Genomic DNA, 21,448 nt, shown 5'->3' on the forward strand with positions numbered 1-21,448 from the left:
TCATGTCGACCGTCGCCGACGGGACCGCGGCGGATATCCGCCGCCCCCTGTCCCCGGGCCAGCGGCGCGCCTGGTTCCTGCAGCAGCGCGAACCGGGGAACACCGACCTCAATGTCGGCATCACCTACCGCCTGACCGGAGATCTGGACCCCGCGCTGCTGCGCGCCGCCGTCGGTGAAGTGCTGGCACGACACGATATCCTGCGCACGGTCTTCGGCGTCGGCCCCGACGGCGAGCCCTTCCAGGCCGCCCTGGCCGAGGCCGATCCGACCTGGCAGGACGAAGACCTCTCCGCGCTCTCACCCCTGAGCCGCACCCGCCGCGCCGAAGTCCTGATCCGCCGCGTTCTCGCCGAACCCTTCACCCCGGCCGAGGCCGCCCCCATCCGCTTCGCCTTGATCCGCACCGGCGCAGCCGAATTCGCCTTCGTCCTGGTCGCCCACGCCCTCTGCTGGGACGACGAATCCTGGACCATCTTCTCCCGCGACCTATCCGCCGCCTACAACGGCGCCCTCCCCGCGGGCCCCGCACTGCAATACACAGACCTGGCCGTCCCCGGTCCGGACGTTTCGGGGGAAGGCGTGACCCCGGCTGTGCAGGGGAAAGGCGCGGCACATACCGGGATCGACTTCTGGCGCGCGGAGCTGACTCCGCTGCCTGAGCCCCTGGATCTGCCCGCCCGGACCGCATCGGTGGCGCAGCAGGCTGCCGCGGCTGTGCGCGTTGTGCGTGAGGTGCCCGGCGAATTGCTTTCGGGTGTGGATGAATTCGCGCGGGAGCTGGGGACGTCGGCGGAGCCGGTGTTGCTCGCCGCGTTCGAGCTGCTGGTGCATCGCTATACCGCCGCGCCCGATTTCCTGGTGTCGGTGCCGGTCACCACGCGGGCCGGGGAATCGCTGCCGGAGTTGCCGGGTGCGCCCATCGGCTACTTCGGTAACACCGTGCTGTTGCGTGCCGCGATCGATGATCGGCGCACGTTCGCGGAATTCGCTGCCGCCGTGCGGGATTCCTGGGATCGGGCGCATGAGCATCGCGCGATCGGGATCGATCAGGTGGTGGCGGCGGTCAATCCCGAGCGCAGCGGTGATCGGGACGGACTCGATCAGCTGGTTCGGCTGGGATTCGGCGTGCGCCGGGTAGCCGCCGGTCCCGCGCTGACGGATGTCACTTCGGCACGCTTGGACATCGGCAGCCCGTCCCCGCGAGTTCCGCTGCGACTCACCGTGGTTCGCGATGAACTGGGCGCGTACCTGGAGGCCGAGTATCCGGCGGACCGGTTCTCGGGTGACCTGATCGAACAGCTGCTGTCGCACTATGTGCGGCTGCTGGCCGAGGGCACCGCAGACCCTGAATGTCGCACCGGTGAGCTCGCGCTGCTCGGCGCGGCCGAACAGGTTCGGCTGCTGGAGCTTTCGCGCGGGGAGCGGGTTCCCGCGGAACCGACCACCATGGTGGCGCTGTTCGAGGAGCGCGTGCTGACCGCCCCCGAGGCGATCGCGCTGGTAGCTCCCGGTGATGAGCCCGCAGGTGCCCTCGGTGGTTCCGCTCCCGAGTTCGGTGGGGCGGGCGGCGATCGGACCATTCGCTGCGCCATGCCCGACGTGGAAATCACCTATGGCGAGCTGAATCGCCGCGCGAACCGCCTGGCGCACTGGCTGATCGGTCAGGGCCTGGGCTCCGAGGACCTGGTGGCGCTGCGGCTGTCGAACTCGGTGGAGTTCGTAGTGGCGGTGCTGGCGGTGCTCAAGTCCGGTGCGGCTTATCTACCGATCGATCCGGCCTATCCCGATGAGCGCATCGACTATTTGATCACCGACGCCCACCCGCGCCTGGTGCTGGGCAGGGTCGAGCTGGAAGCCGCGGAATCGGTGGCTTCCGCCGCGCCCGAACACGATCCGAGTGACGCGGACCGCCTGCGGCCGCTGCTGCCGGGCAATCTGGCCTATGTCATCTACACCTCCGGTTCCACCGGCCGCCCCAAGGGCGTTCCGGTCGCGCACGCCGCTATCGCCGATCACCTGATCGGGTTCCGGGCGCAGTGGGGGATGACGGCGGACGATCGCCTGCTGCAATCGTCGTCGGTGAGCTTCGACGCCTCGCTGCTCGATGTGTTCGTTACGCTGACCCTCGGTGCGCGGCTGATCATTCCGCGCCCCGGCGGTTTCTCGGACCTGGCGTATATCGCGGATCTGGTGACCCGCCACGGCGTGACGGTGCTGCACATGGTGCCGTCGCTGCTGCGCACCTTCCTGTCGCTGCCGCAGGTGAGCGATTGGCGCACACTACGTTTCGTGCCCGTGGGCGGTGAGGCGCTGCCCGGCGAGATCGCGGACCGCCTCACCAAATCCCTCGATGCCGAACTGCGCAATCACTACGGCCCGACCGAGGCCGTGGTCAGTGCCACGCATATGCCGGTGGAGGGTCCGCAGGGCAATCGCATCGTGCCCATCGGCCATCCGAACCGCAATGTCGATCTCTACCTGCTCGATGACCACCTGCGCCTGGTACCCCCGGGCGTGATCGGTGAAATCTATTTGGGTGGACCGCAATTGGCGCGCGGCTACCTGAACCGAACCCCCGCCACGGCGGCGCGTTTCATCGCCGACCCGTTCACCCCGGGCGCGCGCCTGTACCGCACCGGTGATCTGGCCCGCCGCAATCTCGCGGGCGCGATCGAATTCGCCGGCCGCGCCGATGACCAGGTGAAGGTGCGCGGCTACCGCATCGAGCCCGGTGAAGTGCAGGCCGCGCTCACCACGCATCCCGAGATCCGCGATTGCGTGGTCACGGTGGTGGGCAATGCCGTCACCGGCCCCATGCTGGCCGCCTACGTGGTTCCGGAATCGACTGCGCTGGAACCGGATTCGGTGCGCGCGCACGCGGCGAAGACGCTGCCGGAGTATATGGTGCCCACCGCGTACGCGCTCATCGACGCCATCCCGCTGACCCAGCACGGCAAACTGGATCACCGCGCCCTGCCCGAACCGATCTGCCTGACCGCCCGCCCGTACCGGGATCCGGTGACGGCGGCGGAGATTCGGCTGGCCGCCCTGTTCGGTCAGCTGTTCGGCACCGATCGCATCGGCGCGGACGACTCATTCTTCGAACTCGGCGGTCATTCGCTGCTGGCCAATCAGCTGGTGGCGCGGATTCGCGCCGAGTTCGGATTCGAGATCGATGTGCGCGCGGTGTTCGACACCCCGGCGGTACACGGTTTGGCCGCGGTGCTGGAGGCGACCGCCCGAGACAAGGAGCAACACGAGTGAACACCCGAGGACTGTGGCGTCGCGCCGGAATAGGTCTGCTGGCACTGGGTTTGGTGGCCGGTGTGGCCGCCTGCGGATCCGATGACGGCGATTCCGGCGCGGGCTCGGTGACGGTCAAGCACGTGATGGGCGAGACCAAGATCGACGGCACCCCCAAGCGCGTGGTCACCCTCGGCCCGCAGTGGTTCGATGCCGCGCTCGCGCTCGGGGTGACCCCGGTCGGCTATCTGGTGCCCGGGCTGACCGCGACCACCAAGGTGCCGTGGGAGCCCGCGATCCCGGAGTCGGCCAAGCGCATCGAGGCCACCGGTGATTACGTGGAGCAGATCGCCGCGCTGGAGCCGGATCTGATTCTGGCCCCGGCCTTCATGGCCGATCGCACCATGTACGACAAGCTGTCCAAGCTCGCCCCGACCATCGATTCGCTGTCCAGCGCGCAGATCGACTCCTGGCAGGACCAGGTGACCACGCTGGGCAAGGTGCTGCGCAAGGAGACCGAGGCCGCCAAGGTCATCGCCGATGTGGACGGCAAGATCGACGCGGTCGGGGTGAAGCATCCGGGCGTGAAGGGTAAAACCTTCCTGACCTGCATGCTGACCGGTCCGGCGCAGCTGATGGTGCTGGCCGATCCGAAGGACGGTTCCGCCGAACTCTTCACCCGCCTGGGAATGACCATGCCGGAGAACATCGTTCGCGAGGCCCCGTCCGGCGGCCGCCTGGCGCTGTCCCCGGAACGCCTGAGCGATCTCACCTCGGACCTGCTCGTCTGCGGCGCGATGCCGAGCCTGGAAGCCAAGTTCAAGGATCTGCCCGGCTACAACGACCTGCCCGCGGTCAAGCGCGGCGGTATCGCCTTCGTCGACGTGGTCGCCATCAATGCCATCAATCAGCCGACCGCGCTGTCGGTGCCGTACGTGCTCGAAAAACTGGAGCCCGCGTTCGCGAATATCTCCGGTAGCTAGACCGCCGGTCGCCAGGAAGGACTTCACCCATGACGCTCGAAACCCCCGCCGCCCGTACCGATCGCGGCGTCCCGCTGTCCCCGGCGCAGCAGGCCGCCCTGCTGCCGGAGCGGCTGGCCCGCATCACCGCCGCGAATGTGTTCCTGGCACTGGAGATTCCGGCCGCCCTCGCGGACGCCGTGGCGGCGCGCACGGCCGAAGTCCTTGCCGCGCACGAGATCCTGCGCACGGTCTACCCGGACGACCGCCGGGTCCCGTACCAGCGGGTGGAGTCCGCCCCGTCCGGTGCCGCCGACATCATCGAAATCGGCGACGCCGCACTGACTCCCGCATTGCTGACCGACGCCGGCCACGCCTTCAACCTGGCAACCGAATTCCCCGTCCGCATCCGGCTGTACCGCCTCCCCGACCGCACCGTCCTCTCCCTAACCGCGCACCCGGTCGCCGCGGACGACCGCACCCTGGACCTGCTCGCCACCCAACTCCTGGCGACCGGCCCGATCCCGGCCCCCACCCAGTACCGCGAATTCACCGCCGATCAGGTGAAAGCCCTGACCGCCAAAGACGATTCACTCACCTTCTGGACCGAACGCCTCGCCAACCTCCCCGAGCAACTCCTGCTCACCGGCAAGCGCCCGGCCCTGCCCCGCAGCGCTCGCGCGGTGGCGGAGATCCCCGCCGCTCAGTTGGCCGGGGTGATCGGCCCCGCCGCCGCGCCGGACGGGACTCCGTCCGCCGGTGCGACGGCCGTCTTGACCGCGCTGGTGGCCGAGGCACTGCGGCACCTGGGAGCGCCCACCGATATTCCGATCGGCATCGCGGCCGCGGGACGGTCCGAGCGGGCCGCGGACGTGCTCGGAAACTTCGCCAATTACCTTGTGCTGAATGTGGATTCGCCGCGCGGTGGCGCACCTCGTGAGCTGGTGGGCGCGGCGTCTCGTTTGCTGGCCGAGGCGTACGCCAATGCCGGTACTCGGATCGAGCGGCTGACGCATCAGCTGCGTGGTCCGGGTGCGGCGGCGCAGGGTGGACTGTTCCAGGTGTTGGCCGGGGTGCGCGCGGGTGTGCTCGAGGTCGCCACCGGTGACGGTGTCGCTCGTGAGATCGCGCGCGCGGTGGCTCGTCCGCACGGTGTGGATTTGATCGTGGATGCGATCGAGACCGCGTCCGGTTGGACCGTGACCGTCGACCTGGCCGAGGAGCTGTCCCGCCGTCATTCGGCCGGTGAGTTCGCTCGCCTGCTGGCGCGCACCGCCGAATCCTGGTCGGCGGCACCGGATACGGCGACGGAGGCGGGCGAGGTGCAGCCCAGCGCCTGGTTCGTGGCGGATGACGATTCCCTCGATCTGGACCCGCTGGCCATCTCCGGCCTGGGCGGTCCGCCGCAGAACGATGCCGAGCGGGCCATCGCCGACGCGCTGCGCGAGATCCTCGACCTGGATGACGAGGACGAGGTCGGCCGCGAGGACAATTTCTTCGCGCTCGGCGGGGACAGTGTGGCCGCGCTGCGCTTCGTCACCGTACTGGCCGAGCAGGGTCATATTCTCGACGTGCAGAAGGTGTTCGAGTTCCCGGCCGTGTACGAGATGGCCGAGAACCTCACCGCCGAAAGCGCCTCCGCGCAGCCCGAGCCGGTGGCCGAAGTCGCGCCGATGGCCGCCTCCGGTCTCGACGCCGCCGCCTTGAGCGCGCTCGCCGGAAAGCTAGCTGCCCGGTGACCGTGCAGATTCTCGATGTCGTCGCGCTGTCCCCGCTACAGCGCGGCCTGTATTCGGTCAGCGTCGCCTCCGGCGCGGTCGATCCGTACCTGGTCACCTTCGCGGTGCGGGTCGAGGGCCTGGCCGAACTGTCAACGCTGCGTACGGCTTTCGATCAATTGCTGGACCGCTACCCGCATTTGGGCGGCGCGGTGCTGACCGACGGTCTGCCGCATCCGGTACTTGTCACCACCGATGCCGGGCGCATCGGCTGGCGCGAGCTGGATCTGCGCTCCGCCGCCGATCCGGAAGCCGCTGCGCACCAGCTGTATTGGGATGAGGGCCGCCGCCGCATCGACCTCGATGCCGGGCCGCTGTTCCGCGTGGTCGCCGCGCGGGTGGGTGAGCACGACTACGAATTGGTCTGCACCGCACACCACATCATCATCGACGGCTGGTCCATCCCGTTGCTGTTCGCCGACCTCATCGCCCTGCACGGCGGTGCGGGCGCGAGCCTGCCCCCGGCTCCGCCGCTGCGCGAGCATGCCGCCTGGCTGGCGAGCCGCGATACCGCCGCCTCCATCGAGGTGTGGCAACGCGCCCTGCACGGCCTGTCTCCGATGTCCATGCTCGCGGCCCCGGCCCCCGCCGATATCCCGGTGCTCGGCGAAGCCCGCTTCACCCGCGAGGACACCGAACGCGTCACCGCCTGGGCGCGCAGCCGGGGCCTGACCCTCAACACGGTCCTGCAAATGGCCTGGGCCAGAGTGCTTTCCGGCCTCACCGGCCGCGACGACGTGGTCTTCGGCCAAACCACCTCCGGCCGCGACGCCTCCCTCCCCAATGCCGAACGCCTGGTAGGCGCACTCGTCACCACCATCCCGGTCCGAGTCCGCCTCGACGATCGCGCTCCCGCCGACATCGGCGTAGCCCTGCAACGTGAGGTCGCACAACTCCGCGCCCACGAATACCTCGGTATCGCCGAAATCACCCGCCACACCGGCGGCAGCCAACTCTTCGACACCCTCCTGGTCTTCGAGAACACCCCCCTGGGCGCGGTAACCGCCGACATGCCCATGGGCCACGGCGCTCGCTTGAAGCCCCGCCGAGTAGATTCCCCCAGCCACTACCCAATCGCGGTGGTCCCGGTCGTCGAGAACGGCGAACTCATCACCCGCGTAGAAATCCGCCCCGACCTGGTCACCCGCTTCCACCCCGACCGCCTCGCCCACCGCATGCTCGCGGTGGTGGCGCGCCTGGTCGATGCCGATTCCGCCGCCGACGTAAGCCTCCTCCTCGACGACGAACCTGCGGCCCTCGCCTCCAATCCCGCAGCGCAGCCTTCCCCCAATCTCGAGGCAAACACTTCCCCCGACCTCGCGGCGGATCCTTCCCCCGTCATCCCGGCACGCTTTTGGCCGGGATCCACGCCGGAAGTACTCCAACAGGATTCGGAGGATTCCGGCCAAGAGCACGCCGGAATGACGCATGGGGACGCGTTCGAGGCCGTGTCGCCTCATGCGCTGGTTTCCGACGTGCTCCTCGCCGCTGCGGACCGCTCCGCCGATGCGGTTGCTGTGATCGATGCCGACGGTGAGCACTCGTTCGCTGAATTCGGTTCGGCGGTGCGTACTCTCGCGGCCGCGCTGCAGGCGAGTGGGGTGCGTCCGGGCGATTCCGTGGCCGTGGTGCTGCCGCGTGATCGCCGAGTTCTGCACGCGCCCTTCGCCATTGCGCATGCGGGTGGTATCTGCGTGCATGTCGACCCGGGCACTCCGGCCGACCGGCTCGCCTATCTGCTGGAGACCTCCGGCGCTCGCCTGGTGCTCGGTGACGAGGCGCTGGTGGATGTGCTGGTGCAGGTCCGCGCGCAGGATGTGGATTTCGTGCACGGCGTCACCACCGGCACCGGAGAACTGCGTATTCTCGGTGCGGCGCTGAGCGATTCGACCGCACCGGCCGAGGCCACGCGCGGCAGGCTGTCCGTCACGAACGCGGCCGTGCCGTTCTATGTCATCTTCACCTCGGGCACCACCGGTCGCCCGAAGGGTGTTGTGGTGCCGCACGGTGCGCTGCTGAGCCACTGGGCCAATCATGAGCGGCGGATCTTCGCGCCCGCCGCCGAACGGCTCGGCAGGCAACTGCGCATCGGGCACGGCTGGTCGACAGGGTTCGATGCCGCATGGCAGCCGACGGTGGCGCTGTTGAGCGGGCATACCGTGGTGATGCTGGGGGAGCAGGCGCGCACCGACGCCGAGCAGATCGCGGCCGCCATCGCGCGGCACGGGATCGATATTTTCGACACCTCGCCGTCGATGTTGCCGCGGCTCATCGCTTTCGGGTTGTTCACCGAACGGAACGGTGTGGAGCACTGCCCGCTGGCGGTGCTCGCGCTCGGTGGTGAGGCGATCAACCCGGACACCTGGAAGCGGTTGCAGGGCTTGCCCGATACCCGGGTCATCAATTTCTACGGCCCGACCGAGGCGACCGTCGAAGCACTGATGGCCGATGTGCACGACCATATTTCGCCGACCATCGGCCGCACCTTCGATCGGATGACCGCCGAGGTGCTCGATCACCGGCTGCGTCCGGTGCCGCCGGGTGGACTGGGCGAGCTGTATCTGTCCGGCCCCCAGCTGGCGCTCGGCTACCTGAATCGCCCCGCGACCACGTTCGCCGCCTTCGTGGCGGGTCCGCATGGAAAGCGGTACCGCACAGGTGATCTGGTGCGTCGCGCCGATGACGGAACCGTCATCTACGAGGGCCGCGCCGATAAGCAGGTCAAGATCAACGGCTATCGGGTCGAGCCCGATGAGGCCGCGGTGGTACTGCGCGAACTCGACGGCGTCGAGAACGCGGCGGTGCTGGCGTACACCGATAACGGCCGCACCCGCCTGGGCGCACTCGTGGTGAGCGCGGTGCCGGTGCCGCAGTTGCGCGCGGGCCTGGCGCAGCGCCTGCCGCGCTTCCTGGTGCCCACGCGCATCGTCGCGGTGCCCGAGATTCCGTTGAACAGCAACGACAAATTGGACATGCACGCCGCGACGGCCCTGCTCACCGCACAGGTGGCCGGGTCCGGCGGCAGCGAGCCCGGCACCGATACCGAGCGCACCCTGCTCGGCGTGGTCTCCGCGCTGGGCGCGGCGGGCACCGGCCCGGGCATCACCGACAGCCTGGTCGATCTCGGCATCGACAGTATCGGCGTCATCGATCTCGTATCCCGTTTGCGCGGTGCGGGTTTCCGCGTCGCGGCCCGGGATGTGATGGCGGCCGGTGATCTCCGCGAGCTGGCGGCGCGCCTGGACGAACTCACGGCGGCGGGGGAGGATCACGCGGCCGCGGCGGTCACCCCCGGCGGTACCGTGCTCCCGCTGACGGCATTGGCGAACGAGATCATCACCAATGGCGACTACCGCTATCTGGCTCAGTCCCAGGTGATTTCGCTGCCCGACGATGCGACCGCGGCGGCCGTCGCCGAACGCCTGTCCGCACTGGCCACCGCGCACCCGACCTTGCGTTCCCGCCTCATCACCGCCGCGACGGGCCCCGCCCTGCTGGTCGAGGAACTCGCCCCCGCCTCGGCGTGGCTTACCGAAGCCGACGGAACCGATACGCCCGCAACGTATCTCACCGAGACGGTGGCTCGCCTCGATCCGGAAGCGGGCCGCATGCTGGCCGCCACCATCCTGGCCGGTCCGCAACGCCGCCTGCTGCTGTCCATCCATCATCTGGCCGTGGACGTGGTCTCCTGGCTGATCCTGGTGGATGACCTGCGCCGCCTCGAACAGGGCGATCTGCCGTTGAACGAGGAGCCCTACGGCGAAACCGATTCCGCGACGGTGACTTCCGGAGTCGATATCCTCGGCACGCCGCTGGCGGGTCAACTCACCGATCCGGCGCGCGATCGCGCGGGCAAGGTCACCCAGCGAGTGGTGGAGTTGGGCGCGGACCGCACCGAACAGCTACTGGCGGAGTGCACCACGGCGGGCGTTCCGCTGGAAGACGCTCTGATCTTGGCCTGCGCCGGCACCTTCCCGGATATCGCGGACGCGGGCGGCCGCATCGCCGTCACCCGCGAATCCCACGGCCGCCCGGACGATGACGATTCCCGCCGCGTCGGCTGGTTCACCGTCGAGGAGACCGTCCTGGTCCCGGTCGCAGCCGCGGACTGGACCCCGGGCGCACCCGTCCCGGACCTGTCCGATCGCACCTTCGCCGCCCGCGGCCAACTGCGCATCAACCACCTGGGCCGTTTCGACGTACTCCAATTCGGCACCGGCCCTTGGTCACCCGCGCCGCTGGCGGAGTTCACCGGCGAATTCGGCGTGGCCGCGCATCCGGATCTGCCGCTGCGTTTCAGCGTGGACATCACCACCGCCGTGGTGCCCCGGGACGGCCGCCCGTCCCTGGTCGCGCAATTCGATGTGAACACCGCCGTGCTCGACGGCCTGGCGGTCGACGCGCGCGCTGAGCGCTGGGCCGAAGTGCTGTCGGGTTTCGTCCGGGAGTGAGAGCGCAGCCGCATAACTGAAGAGTTCGCCCGTCGCCGAGGGTTGGTGTCACGGCGAAGAATTCGCAGGGGTTGAGGGGCTCGTGCGGGGTCGTGAATGGGACCCATCGGAAGTGATCCGATGGGTCCCATCGGCGTATTCGCTTGTCAGAGGCCCGTAATCAGCTATTTAGGTTAGCCAAACCACACCCCTTCACCGCGCCTGCGGCCATGGGCTACCATCCCTATGAAGTTAGGCAAGCCTACCTTTGGTGTCAGGCCCGAGGCGGAACATTCGCAGGATGAGGAGTTCGATGCTCGACAAGGCTGGGATTCGCGCAATCGTGGCGGCTGCGCTGGACGTCGCCCCCGAATCGATCGGCGATGACGACGATCTCGTCAGCCTGGGCATGCACTCCATGAAGCTCATGCACCTGTCCGCCAAATGGCGTAAGCAGGGCTATGAGGTGCGCAGCTCCGCCCTCGCCCTGGAACCGACGCTCGCCGCGTGGACGGCCCTGCTCGGCGCGGGCCAGGTCGCCGCCGAATCAGCCTCGGCAGCAGCCGAATCCGCGACGGCCCCCACATCGAACGGCTCCGTGGCCCCGGCCGCGAACGGCTCCGCCGACGCCCCGGCCCCCGGCAGCGAATTCCCCCTCGCCACCATGCAGCACGCCTACTGGATGGGCCGCCGCCAGGATCAGGCCCTCGGCGGCGTCGCCGCCCACCTGTACGTCGAATTCGACGGTGACGGACTCGATCCCGAACGCCTGCGCCGCGCCGTGACCCGCCTGGTGCACCGGCACGAGCAGCTGCGCGCCCGCTTCACCGACAGCGGCACCCAGCAGACCCTGCCCGAACCGCTGCGCCCGGTCTTCGAAGCCCTCACCCTGAGCGCCGATTCCGAGGCCGATGAGCTGGAACGCCTGCGCCAGGCCAAGAGTCATCAGCGTATGGATGTCGAGGCCGGGCAGGTCATCGATATCGCGCTGTCGCTGCTGTCCGGCGGCGGTCACCGCCTGCACGTGGATGTGGATATGCTCGCCGCCGACGCGCAGAGCTACCGCCGCATCCTGGAGGATCTGGCGACCCTGTACGAGACGGACGCCGACCTCACCGAATCGCTGGACTACACCTTCCGCGCCTACCTGGCCGCGAAAGAGCAGGCCGCCCCGGATAATTCGGCCGATCGCGACTGGTGGGCGAGCCGCCTGGGCGAGCTGCCCGGTATTCCGGCCCTGCCCGTGCTGCCCGAGGCCGAGCGCCGCGACCCGAGCCGCAGTGTGCGCCTGCACCACTGGTTCGATCCGGCCGCCCGGCAGCGCCTGAACAAGAACGCGCACGGCCACGGCGTGACGCCCGCCGTCGCACTGGCCACCGTCTTCTCCGAGGCCATCGCCCGCTGGTCGGCCCGGCAGCGCTTCCTGCTCAATGTGCCGCTGTTCAACCGCGAACCGCTGCACGACGATATCGACCGTGTGGTCGGCGACTTCACCAATTCGGTACTGGTGGACGTGGACGCCACCCGCGCCGAATCCATGGTGGATCGCGCCAAGCGACTACAGCGCGAATTGCACACCTGCGCGGCGCATTCGGAGTACGAGGGCCTGGACGTCCTGCGTGATCTGGGCCGCCTGCACGGTGCGCCGGTCACCCCGTCGGTGGTCTTCACCTCCGGCCTGGATCTGGGCGAGCTCTTCTCCGACCGCGTGCTGCGCGTCTTCGGCGCGCCGGTGTGGATCATCTCCCAGGGCCCGCAGGTCGATCTGGACGCCCAGGTCGTGGAACTCAACGGCGGCCTGCTGGTGAACTGGGATCTGCGCCGCGACGCCCTCCCGGAGGGCGTGGCCGATGCCATGTTCACCGAATTCCGCGCTCTGCTGGACGGTTTGGTGGCCGACGACGCGGACTGGACCGCGGATCTGGCCATCGCCCTGCCGCAGGCGCAGCGCGATATCCGCGATCACGTCAATGCCACCGACCTCGAACTCGGCGGCCCGCGCACCCTGCACGAAGCCTTCTTCACCCTCGCCGAGCGCCACCCCGAGCGCCCTGCCCTGCGCTGGGACGCACAGGCCGTCGGCTCTCCCGACGAGCTCGCCGTGCGGGATTCGGCAGGTGCGGGTGTGCACGACGCGGCGAGCACCGGTGCCCTCACCTACGGCGAGCTGGCCGGTGCAGCACTGGCCGTCGCGCACGCGCTGACCGAGGCCGGGGTGCGCCCCGGCGACACCGTCGCCGTCATGATTCCCAAGGGGCACAGGCAGATTTCCGCCGTGCTCGGCGTGCTCGCCGCGGGTGCGACGTACCTGCCGATCAGCACCGCGCAGCCGCAGGCGCGTCGGGACCGAATCCTGGCGCGCGGTGGCGCTCGGGTGATCCTGCTGGACACCCCGGCCGATTTGCCCGCCGAGGTGAGCCCGCTGCTGCTGGCCGATGCCATCGCGGGTCCGCGACTGGAGGCCGCGCACGTCGCGGACGCCGATTCGGTTGCGTACGTGCTGTTCACATCCGGTTCGACCGGTGAGCCCAAGGGCGTGGAGGTGAGCCACCGCGCGGCGGCCAACACCATCGACGCCATTATCACGCACTTCGACCTGGGCGCGGACGATCACACCGTGGGTCTGTCCGCGCTGGAGTTCGACCTGTCGGTATTCGATATCTTCGCCCCGCTCTCCCTGGGCGGCGCGGTGGTCGCGGTCGAGGCGAGCATCGAACGCGATGCCGTGGCCTGGTCCGCGCTCATCGCGGAAACCGGTGTGACGGTGGTGAATGCCGCGCCCGGCCTGATCACCATGCTGCTCGATACCGCCGCACCCGAGCAATTGCGCACCGTGCGCGTGGTCATCACCGGCGGTGACCGGGTGAAATCCCAGCAGGGCCACCGCTTCCGGGAAGTCGTGCCGGGCGTGCGTTTCGCGGGCCTGGGGGGCACCACCGAGACCGCCATCCACTCCACCATCTGCGAGGTCACCGACCTCTACCCGGCCGACTGGGCGAATGTCCCCTACGGCACGCCGATGGCGAATGTCCGCTGCCGCGTGGTCAATTCGCGCGGCGAGGACTGCCCCGACCATGTCCCGGGTGAGCTGTGGATCGGCGGCGTCAGCGTGGCCGACGGCTACCGCGGCGATCCGGAGCGCACCGCCGACCGCTTCGTCACCGTGGACGGCATCCGCTGGTACCGCACCGGCGATATGGCCCGCTACCTGCCGGACGGCACCCTGGACTTCCTGGGCCGCGCCGACCACCAGGTGAAGATCCGCGGTTTCCGCGTCGAACTCGGTGAGGTCGAGTCCGCGCTGGCCGCCCAGCCGGGTATCGGCGAAGCCGTTGCGCTGGTGACGGATTCGGGACGCCTGGCCGCGATCGCCGCCTTCGCCGCGGGCGGTAAGCATGCCGCCCCGGAGCACGCCCCGTCCATCGAGTCCGTCACCGCCGGACTCCGGGAACTGTTGCCCGCGCACATGATTCCGGAAATCCTGGAACTGGTCCCCGCGATCCCGTTGACCGGCAACGGCAAACTGGATCGCGCCGCCATCCGCCGCATGGTCGCCGCCGGTGACGATGCCGCCGCCGACAGCTACCTCGCCCCCGAGACCGCGCTCGAGGCGGCCGTGGAATACATCGCCGCCATGGTGCTCGGCATCGAGAAGTTCAGCGTGACAACCGATTTCTTCGATATCGGCGGCAATTCGATTCTTGCCACCACCCTCACCGCGAAACTGCGCGGGCTTCTGGCGGTGGAACGCTTCGGCGTCACCGCGGTGCTCGAGGGCCGCACCGTGCGGGGCATCTGCGCCGCGCTGCTGGCCGCCGAGCCCACCCCGGACCGGCTGGACCAGGTGTCCCGCATTCTGCTCGAGCTCGCCGAGATCCCGAATCCGGAACCGGTCGCCGCGCTCTGATCGGTTCCATCCGATAGCGCACTGAGCGGTATCGCGTGCCGGAATCCGGTGCGGTGCAGGGTTTCTCGAAAGAACAAGGATTGGTTTCACCTGATGAAGTCGCTGGAAGACCTACAGGCAGCAATGGCGGCCCGGCTCGCGAGCGCGGGCCTGGCCGCCGCCCCCGCGGTACCGGTGCGCCGCGATCCGACGCGCGCGCCCCTGTCCTTCGGACAGCGCAATGTGTGGGCGCATCAGCAGATCGCTCCCGACAGCGCCGCCTACAACCTCTGTCTGGCACTGACTTTCGACGGTGAGGTGGACGGTCCGGCCCTGCACCGCGCCTTCCTGGCCCTGGTGCGCAAGCACGAGGTGCTGCGCACCACCTATCACAATGACGAACACGGCGACCCGTACCAGCTCATCCACGACGGCCTGCCGCCCCGCATCACCGAGATCGACCTCACCGCGCACGATCCGGCCGAGGCGGACCGGCGATTGGCCGAACTGACCCGGGCCGCCGCCTACGAGACCTTCGATCTGTCGACCGAATCCTCACTGCGCGTGACCTTCGCCCGCACCCGCTCCGATCGCCTGGTGGCGTTGCTGGTCATCCAGCACATCGCCTGGGACGGTATGACCCTGCCCGCGCTCTCGCCCGATATCGAGAACTTCTATCGGCAGGCGCGCACCGGTGACATCACGGTGGAACCGCTGCGACTCCAGGTCGCCGACTTCGCCGAATGGGAGCAGGACCGCTACCGCGACGGCGACCACTCCGTCGAAATGGAGTTCTGGGCAAGCCAATTCGACGGTGAAGTACCCGAACTCCAGCTGCCGTACGATCGCCGCCCGGTCGCCGTCACCGAACGCGGTGACCGCTTCGACCGGCTGCTGGGCGCGCAGGCGGACGCCAACCTGCGCAGGCTCGCCGCCGATCTGCGCAGCACCCCCTTCTCGGTCTTCCTGGCCGCCTACTATCTGGCGCTGCGCCAGACCACCGGCCAGCGCGACATCGTGGTCGGCACCACCGTCGCCAATCGCGAGGAGTCCGGTCAGGAACTGCTGATCGGCAACCTGTCCAATATGATTCCGCTGCGCTTCACCGGCGCGGGCGCGCACACCTTCGCCGAACTGGTGAACCAGGTGCGCGCCACCACCACCGAAGCCTTCCGGCACAAGCATTTTCCGCAGGAGGGCATCATCCGGGCGGCCAACAGCGCCACCGGGCATATCGGTTCCAAACTGTTCGACACCATGGTGCTGTTCCTGCACCAGAAGATCGACGGCCCGCAACTGCCGGGCGCGGTCACCAGCTGGGAACTGATCGACAATGGCGGCGCACTGCTGCCGCTGGTGGTCGAGACCTTCATGCACGCCGACCGCACCGACGTCCAGATCACCTACCGCACCGATCTTTTCGATCACGGCACCATCGAGCGCCTGCACGAGTACATCGAACAGGTGCTCGCCGCCGCCACCCCCGGCGCGACGCTGACCGCGCTGGAAACCCTCTCCGCCTCCGATCGCGCCCGCCTGGACGACTGGTCGCACGGTGACCGCCCCGCCATCACCCCCGACACCATCGACGCCATGATCCGGACCTCCGCGCAGGAGCATCCGGACCGGGTCGCGGTGATCTTCGAGGACACCGAACTCGACTACGCCGAATTCGATTCGCGCGTCAACGGACTCACCCGCATGCTGCGCGATCGCGGTGTCCGCAACGGTGATCGGGTCGGCGTCTACGCCGAACGCAGCGAATGGCTCCCCGTCGTCTTCGCCGCCGTTTTGCGCGCGGGCGCGGTATACGTCCCCGCCGACCCGAGCTACCCGCTCGACCGCATCGAATACATGCTGGGCGATGCGGAGCTGTCCCTGCTGATCAATACGGTTGGCGCTGATTCCCCCCGTCATCCGGGCGTGTATCTGGCCGGGATCCACGGCTTCGAATCATCTTCCACCGGTGTGGATTCCGGCCGAGAGCGCGCCGGAATGACCGAGGCGCGTCTGCCGCTCCTGGACCTTGCCGCCCCGGATGTCCGCGCCGAGCTGGCCGCCACCGACGGCTCACCGGTCCGTGCCGAGGAACTGGCCCGGCCCGTCCACCCGCTGGACGCTGCCTATCTGCTGTACACCTCGGGCACCACCGGCCGTCCGAAGGGCGTGGTCATCCATCACCGCGCCATCGCGAACCATGTGCAGTGGATGCGCGACTACCTCGGCTTCGGGCAGGAGCGCATTCTGCAGAAGGCGCCGATCGGTTTCGACGTATCGGTGTTCGAACTGGTGAACGCGCTCGGCACCGGCTCGGCAACCGTGCTCCCGCATCCGGAATGGTGGCAGGCGGATGTGGAGGCGCTCGCCGGAATCATCGAGCGGCACCGCGTGACTCAGCTGTCCCTGGTGCCCAGCGTCACCCGCGCCTTCCTCGACGCGGGCCCGGACCCGAAGCGCTTGCAGTCCATGCGCTACGTCTACCTCGGCGGCGAATCCGTGCCGCCCGCGCTGGTGGAAGAGGCCGGCCGGGTGTTCGGCGGCACCGTGCTGGGTCTGTACGGCCCGACCGAGGCCGCCATGGACCTCACCCACGAGGATTTCGCGGGAACCCAGGGCAGCGATGAGATCCGTTCCGCGCTCATCGGCCGCCCCGAATCCAATTCGTCGGTGTACGTCCTCGATGAGCAGCTGCGGCAGGTGCCCCCGGGCGTCACCGGTGAGCTGTATCTGGGTGGCGTACAGCTGGCGCGGGGCTACCACCGGCGGCCCGGCCTGAGCGCCGCCACCTTCATGGCCTGCCCGTTCGCCGGAGAGCCCGGGGCGCGGATGTACCGCACCGGCGATATCGTGCGCTGGAACTCCCGTGGCCGCCTGGAATACCTGGGTCGCGTGGACGATCAGGTCAAGATTCGCGGCCACCGCATCGAACTCGGTGAAATCGGCACCACACTGCGCCGCATGCCGGGTATCGGCTCGGCCGCCGCCATCGCACTGCCGCGCGGCAATGACTCGGTGCTGGTCGCCTACTACGTGGCGGAGCCGGATTCGGTGTACGCCAACGATTCCGAGACCGCCGTGGCGGGTGCGATTCGTGCCTACCTCTCGGAACGCCTGCCCGAGTACATGATTCCGTCGGCCCTGGTGCGCATGGCCGCGCTCCCGCTCACCGCCAACGGCAAGCTGGACCGGCGCGCCCTGCCCGAACCGGATCTCGGCGGCAGCAGCGGTCACGGCCGCGAACTCGGCGACGGCCCGGAAACCCTTGTCGCCGAAGCGGTCCGCCAGGTGCTCAACCTCGGCGACGATCTCGCCCTGGCCGCCGATGACGACTTCCTGGCCCTGGGCGGCGATTCCATCACCGCCATCCGCATGGCCTCGGCCCTGAAGAAGCGCGGACTGGCCATCACCACCAGCGCCCTGTTCGACGCCCGCACCATCGCCGCCATCGCCGCCGCGACCACCCCGATCCTCGACACCGGAGCACCCGCGCTCATCGGCGCGGGCGCGGACACCGGCTGGATCCCGCTCAACCCGATCGCCGCCATGCTCGTCGAAAAGGTCGGCGAATACACCGGATACAGCCAGGCCACCGCCGTGGTGACCCCGCCCGGCGCGACGGCCGAGCAGCTCACTGCCACCGTGGCGGCCCTACTCGACCGCCACCCCCTGCTCCGCGCCCGCCTCGGCTCGGAAACCCCGGAGAGCGCTCTCGCCTACTACGTCCCGGCGGTCGGCGAGGCGTACCCGCCCGTCGAGCTGATCGAGGTCGTAATCGATGGCGACGATTGGGAACTCAGTGCGGGCGAGGTGCTTCAGGCGCATCTGCACGAGGTCGGCGCGGCACTCGATCCGGCCGCCGGGAGCATGGTCGGCGCGGTGTGGGCGCGTACGCCCGATTCCGCCACCGGCCGCCTGCTGCTGGTGATCCACCACCTGGTGGTGGACGGCGTCTCCTGGCGCATCCTGCACGACGATCTGCGTGGTCTCTGGCAGGACGGCGCGCTGGAGCCGGAGACCGGCACCTCGGTGCACACCTGGAACAGCAACCTGGTGCACTACGCCCAAAGTGATGCTCTGGCAGCGGAATTGCCGCGCTGGCAGGAGGTCGCCGCGGCGGCCGATCCGCTGCTCGGCACGCGTCGCGTCGATCCGGTCGTGGACACCGTCGCCACCCTGCACGAGGTCACCGCCGAGCTCGACGCCGATGACACCCAGCTGCTGAGCACGCTCGGCGCGCAGGTGTTCGGCTGCGACTTCCTGGATATCCAGGTCGCCGCGCTGGCCGTGGCCGTACACCGGTTCCGGCGTTCGCACGACAATGACGCCGATACCGTCGCGCTCACCATGGAGCGGCACGGCCGCGTCGAAACCCTTTTCGCCGGAGCCGATCTGGCCAATACCGTGGGCTGGTTCACCAGCGCCTACCCGGTCGCGCTGAACGTGCTGCGCGGCGGCGAGGCCGATATCGTGGACGCGGTCAAGGCGGTCAAGGAACAGCTGCTCGCGGTGCCGGACTCCGGTATCGGCTGGGGTCTGCTGCGCTGGCTGAACCCCGCCGCCAAGGCCGAGCTGGAAGTTCACGCGGCCCCGCAGATCAGCTTCAACTACATGGGCCGATTCACCGTCGCCGATAACGCCGACACCCTCGAACCCTGGGATGCCGCACCGGAATTCGGCTACCTGGGCGGCCACGCCGACCCGGCCATGCCGGTCCCGGCCGTACTGGACGTCAACACCGTGAGCATTGCCGACGGCGACCGCACCGGTCTGCGCGCCTCCTTCCGCTTCCCGGCGGGCGTGCTCACCGACGCCGATGTGCACGAACTCGCCGACCTGTGGACCGGCGCACTGCGCGATCTGTCGAAGACGGTGCGGGACAACCCGGTTCGCCAGCCCACCCCCAGCGATGTGCTGGCGCGCGGCGTGACCCAGCTGGACCTGGACCGCTGGCAGACCCTGTACGGCGCGTTCGCCGACGTGCATCCGCTCGCGCCCATGCAGGCCGGGCTGTACTTCACCGCGCTCGGTTCCGGCGGTAAGGATTTCTACAATGTGCAGACCATGATCGCCGTGCGCGGCGATCTGGAACTGCCACGCCTGACCGCCGCACTGGACACCGTCCTGAACCGCTATCCCAATCTGCGCGTTGCGATTTCGGTCTCGCACGCCGGCCAGCCGTACGCACTGGTCAACGAGCATATGGACTTCCCGGTGCGCGAGGTCGACTTCGCGGGCCGGACCGACTCCGATGAGCGACTGCGCGATTTCCTGCTCGCCGATCAGGGCGAACAGTTCGACCTCGCGCGCGGCCCACTCACCCGCGTCACCGTCGTGCACCTGCCCGAGGCGGTGCACATGCTGGTGCTCACCTCGCATCACCTGCTCACCGACGGCTGGTCCGGTCAGCTGCTGCCGCAGGAGATCTTCGCCGCCTACCTCAGCGACGGCACCGCAGCACCGCTCGGCAACCCGGACACCTTCGCCGAATTCCTGGCCCTGACCCAGGATCGGGAGGAGGCGACCGAGGCCGCCTGGTCCGGCTATCTGGACGGCGTGCAGCCCTGCCTGGTCGCGCCCAACCGGGTGCCAGAGGGCGGCGGCGTGCCCACCGGCCGCTCCGCCGAGATCGACGCGCAGGTGGTGGACCGGCTCACCGAGCTGGCCACCGAACTCGGCACCACCTTCAGCGTCATCTGCCAGCTCGCCTGGGCCAACGTACTGCGCTACGTAACCGGTTCGGAGACAGCGGTATTCGGTGAGGTTGTCTCCGGCCGCCCCGCCGACCTGGACGAGGTCGACAATGCCGTCGGCTGCTTCGCCAACACCATTCCGGTCGCGGTCGGCCTGCGCGGCGATTCCACCTGGCGCGAACAGCTGGCCGAAATCCAGCGCCGCCGTGTCGAACTCATGGAATTCCACCAGTACCGCCTCACCTCGGCCATCCGGGCCACCGGTGTGCGCAAACTGTTCGACTCCATGTTCGTCTTCCAGTCCTACCCGCCCGGCCGGGCCGAACTGGAAAGCCTGCTGGCACAGGCGAACCTGGAACTGGTGACCTTCGAGGGCGGCGGCGCGACCGATAACGCCCTGCTGGTCATGATCTTCCCGGCCAATGAACTGCTGCCCGGCGACGGCGTGCGGGCGGTGGTCTTCTACGCGGAGGACTCCTTCGACGACACCGAGGCCGAGATCATCGAGGCCGCCTTCCACGACACCCTGCGCGCCATCGCCGCCGCCCCGGACACCCGGATCGACGATGCCGCGGTCATCGGCGACGAAGACCACGGCCTGCTGGTGATGCGCCGGATGTGGCAGTGAGCGCCGGAATTCCGCGCGCGGAGAAACAGGAGCAAGGACTATGAGCAATACCCTCGGCTGGATCCGCAAATTCCATCGCCCGCGCACGCCGGGCAGCGCGCCACTGGTCATCTGCCCGCACGCGGGCGGCGGCGCGTCCACCTACCGCCCGTTCTCCAAGGCGCTGAGCGAACACTTCGACGTCTCGATCTTCCAGTACCCGGGCCGCCAGGACCGGGCCCGCGAGGCCGCGCTGACTAGCGTGCCCGATATCGCCGCGGGCGCGTTCGCCGAATTCGTGCGCTCGCCCAGCAATAACGGGGAGCCGATCACCGTCTTCGGCCACAGCATGGGTTCGGTCGTCGCCTTCGAATTCGCCAAGCTGGCCGAGAGCGAGGGCATTCCGGTGCGCCTGCTCGCCGTATCCGGCGCGGTCGCACCGTATCGAGTCGTCGATATGCCCAACCATCCCACCGGGGATGAGGAACTGCTCGACCACGTCGGCGGACTCCAGGGCACCGGCGCGGACGTGCTGGGCAACCGCGACCTCATGCGCATGGCACTGCCCGCGCTCAAGGCCGACTACGCCGCCTTCGACGCCTACGTCTGTGCCCAGGACGTCCAGTTGGACACCCCGCTGCACGTGATGGGCGGCAGCGAGGACGAATTCGTCTCCATCGGCGACCTGTACGGCTGGCAGTCGCACACCCCGCACGAACTCCAGGTGAGCATGTTCGACGGCGGGCACTTCTACCTGCACGACCATGTCGCCGCCATCGCGGAAACCCTCGCGGCGGAACCGATCCGGACGGCGGTAGCCCGATGAGCAACGGCGGCGATCCGATCGGCT

General features: G+C 68.9%; 7 protein-coding genes. All 7 read left to right on the forward strand.

The annotated features are described in order from the left end of the window. The first annotated feature begins 2 nt into the window (after positions 1 to 2). Positions 3 to 3,266: an amino acid adenylation domain-containing protein gene (locus ACFC4D_RS07225; RefSeq protein ID WP_376062088.1), complete on the forward strand. Its 3,264-nt coding sequence runs from the start codon at positions 3 to 5 to the stop codon at positions 3,264 to 3,266. Beyond that, on the forward strand, positions 3,263 to 4,228 hold the full coding sequence (locus ACFC4D_RS07230; protein WP_376062089.1) for an ABC transporter substrate-binding protein: 966 nt from the start codon (positions 3,263 to 3,265) through the stop codon (positions 4,226 to 4,228). The genes ACFC4D_RS07225 and ACFC4D_RS07230 overlap by 4 nt, the downstream gene beginning before the upstream one ends. Positions 4,229 to 4,257: 29 nt before the next feature. Then, positions 4,258 to 5,946, forward strand: a complete 1,689-nt coding sequence (locus ACFC4D_RS07235; RefSeq protein ID WP_376062090.1) for a condensation domain-containing protein — start codon at positions 4,258 to 4,260, stop codon at positions 5,944 to 5,946. Then, positions 5,943 to 10,436, forward strand: coding sequence for an AMP-binding protein (locus tag ACFC4D_RS07240; RefSeq protein ID WP_376062091.1), 4,494 nt, complete (start codon positions 5,943 to 5,945; stop codon positions 10,434 to 10,436). The genes ACFC4D_RS07235 and ACFC4D_RS07240 overlap by 4 nt, the downstream gene beginning before the upstream one ends. Before the next feature lie 292 nt (positions 10,437 to 10,728). Further along, positions 10,729 to 14,322, forward strand: a complete 3,594-nt coding sequence (locus ACFC4D_RS07245) for an amino acid adenylation domain-containing protein (RefSeq protein WP_376062092.1) — start codon at positions 10,729 to 10,731, stop codon at positions 14,320 to 14,322. Positions 14,323 to 14,415: 93 nt separating this feature from the next. Next, the gene (locus ACFC4D_RS07250; RefSeq protein ID WP_376062093.1) at positions 14,416 to 20,619 is read left to right on the forward strand and encodes an amino acid adenylation domain-containing protein; all 6,204 of its coding nucleotides are present in this window, start codon (positions 14,416 to 14,418) and stop codon (positions 20,617 to 20,619) included. A 40-nt stretch (positions 20,620 to 20,659) separates the two neighbouring features. Continuing rightward, positions 20,660 to 21,424 carry a thioesterase II family protein gene (locus tag ACFC4D_RS07255; protein WP_376062094.1) on the forward strand — a complete coding sequence of 255 codons (765 nt, stop codon included), beginning with the start codon at positions 20,660 to 20,662 and terminating at the stop codon, positions 21,422 to 21,424. The last annotated feature ends 24 nt before the right edge of the window (positions 21,425 to 21,448 follow it).

Origin of the sequence: Nocardia sp. NPDC056000 (genome assembly GCF_042269265.1) — a bacterium.
GTDB lineage: Bacteria > Actinomycetota > Actinomycetes > Mycobacteriales > Mycobacteriaceae > Nocardia.

What these genes read in the sequence shown, in the direction of transcription:
- ACFC4D_RS07235 (WP_376062090.1), top strand. Translation starts at nt 4,258, where the DNA reads ATGACGCTCGAAACCCCCGCCGCCCGTACCGATCGCGGCGTCCCGCTG.
- ACFC4D_RS07245 (WP_376062092.1), top strand. Translation starts at nt 10,729, where the DNA reads ATGCTCGACAAGGCTGGGATTCGCGCAATCGTGGCGGCTGCGCTGGAC.
- ACFC4D_RS07255 (WP_376062094.1), top strand. Translation starts at nt 20,660, where the DNA reads ATGAGCAATACCCTCGGCTGGATCCGCAAATTCCATCGCCCGCGCACG.
- ACFC4D_RS07250 (WP_376062093.1), top strand. Translation starts at nt 14,416, where the DNA reads ATGAAGTCGCTGGAAGACCTACAGGCAGCAATGGCGGCCCGGCTCGCG.
- ACFC4D_RS07225 (WP_376062088.1), top strand. Translation starts at nt 3, where the DNA reads ATGTCGACCGTCGCCGACGGGACCGCGGCGGATATCCGCCGCCCCCTG.